The sequence below is a fragment of the bacterium genome, from assembly GCA_024224155.1.
Classification (GTDB): domain Bacteria; phylum Acidobacteriota; class Thermoanaerobaculia; order Multivoradales; family JAHEKO01; genus CALZIK01.
Genome location: JAAENP010000384.1, coordinates 1 through 1,776 on the forward strand (window position 1 = coordinate 1; position 1,776 = coordinate 1,776).

2 protein-coding genes are annotated in these 1,776 nt (G+C 65.0%); both read left to right on the top strand.

Annotated elements, in window-relative coordinates; genetic code table 11:
* The coding region (locus GY769_19295; protein MCP4204065.1) for an IS110 family transposase at positions 1–1,279 on the top strand (1,279 nt) is incomplete at its 5' end.
* 314 nt (positions 1,280–1,593) lie between these two features.
* Positions 1,594–1,776: BrnT family toxin (locus tag GY769_19300; protein MCP4204066.1), on the top strand; the 183-nt coding region annotated here is incomplete at its 3' end.

Sequence of the window (1,776 nt, forward strand, 5' to 3'; positions counted from 1 at the left end):
CAGCCACGCTCGCGGATCTTGTTCCGGATCAGGGCATGAGGCCTACCTGGCCTCGTCGGCGCAGGGTCCGCGCCGTCGTCTGCGATTTCGCAACCACCGGCAGGGCCTACGTCAGCTCGACGAGGCGATTCAGCAGGCGCAGAGCGCCTGCCAGGCCGACGACATCGTCATCGGCATGGAGCCCTCGGGCGCCTACTGGAAGGCGCTCTACGAGCAGCTGCAGGCTCTTGGCTACCGCGTGGTTCTGGTGCACGCGAAAGCGGTGAAGCACAACCGCGAGACCCACGGCGACAACCCCAGCAAGACGGATCGCAAGGACGCCTTCTGCATCTGGGATCTGTTGCGCCAGGGCAAGTACTTCACGCCCGTGAAGCGGGATTCTGAACAGGCGGCTGCCTATCGGATGATGCGCCACTACGAGGACAGCCGTAAGCGCAGCGACCAGATCCGCAACCAGTTGCGCGCCTCCCTGGCGGTGGCCTTTCCGGAGCTCAACGAGCGCTTCGTGGACCTGTCGTGCGAGACGGCGCTGAGCTTCCTGGAGAAGAATCCCACTCCCGGCAAGATCAAGGCCCTGGGGCCGCAACGCTTCGTGCACCGCTGGAGAGGACGGCGTGGCCCGATGGGCCGGAAGTACTTCGAGGATCTCTACACGCTGGCGAAGACGAGCATCGGCGTGGCGGATCCGACCGGCCGTCTGGCGCTGGAGATCCAGGCCCAGGCGGGGGAGTTTCGCCACGCCCTCGAGGTCCAAGAGCGGTGGTTCGAGAGGGCCGAAGAGCTGCTCGAGCCTCGTCTTGACTATCAGCTGATGCGCACCATCCCCGGGATCGGTCGGAAGCTGTCGGTGGGTCTGTTGGCTTGCCTCGGCCGGCCCGAGGACTTCCGCTACGGCAAGCAATGGGTCAAGCTCGCCGGTCTGGATCTCCGACTCTTCACGAGCGGCGAGTCGACCCACAAGGTGCCGAGGATCTCTCGCCACGGCCACGGACTTCTGCGAGTCTGGCTCTACTACGCCGCGCTCAATGTCATCAAGTACGACGGTCCGTTTCGCGAACTCTACGAGCGCCGGCTCGAGAACTCACCTGGCCGCGGCGCGAAGCCGCGGGCCCTGATGGCCGTAGCCGACAAGCTGGTGCGGGTGATCTTCGCGATGCTGCGTGATCAGCGACCATACGATGCTCGGCAAGACCAACACACCGCAGACCACTACGCTGCGCCTCGGCGCGGCATGACCCAGCTGGAAGATCTGGACGTGGAACGGGGAGGGAGAGCCTGAACTACCCTTCGGAGCTTCGATCTCGGAGCAAAACCAGAGTGTCAGTGTAGGCCCCTCGCCGCTTCCCGAAACCAGAACAAGGGACACCTGGCCCTTCCCGAGAGGAAGGCCAACCAGAATCGCAAGGATCGGCCGGAAGCGCGCTGGCGGGGTCTCCTCGTTCCGCGAAAGGACCGCATTCTCGATCGAGACGGGACCAGACCCGAAGGAAGTCGTGCGCCTACTCGCTTCCCCCTTGACTTCACACGGGACACTGACGCGGGACTACCGTGGGGTCCTTGACCAGCAGCCTCATACGTATGTATATTGTCTGCATGGGAGCCGTGTGGGACCCGAGTAAGGCGGCGGCGAATCTGCGCAAGCACGGAATCCACTTTGCCGACGCTGAGCTCGTGCTCTTCGATCCGGCCGCCATCCCGCTCGACGACCCCAGCGCCACAGGCGAGCAGCGCCCTGGCTCTCCCGGCACTGACGCCGCCGCCCGCGCCCTCGCGGTC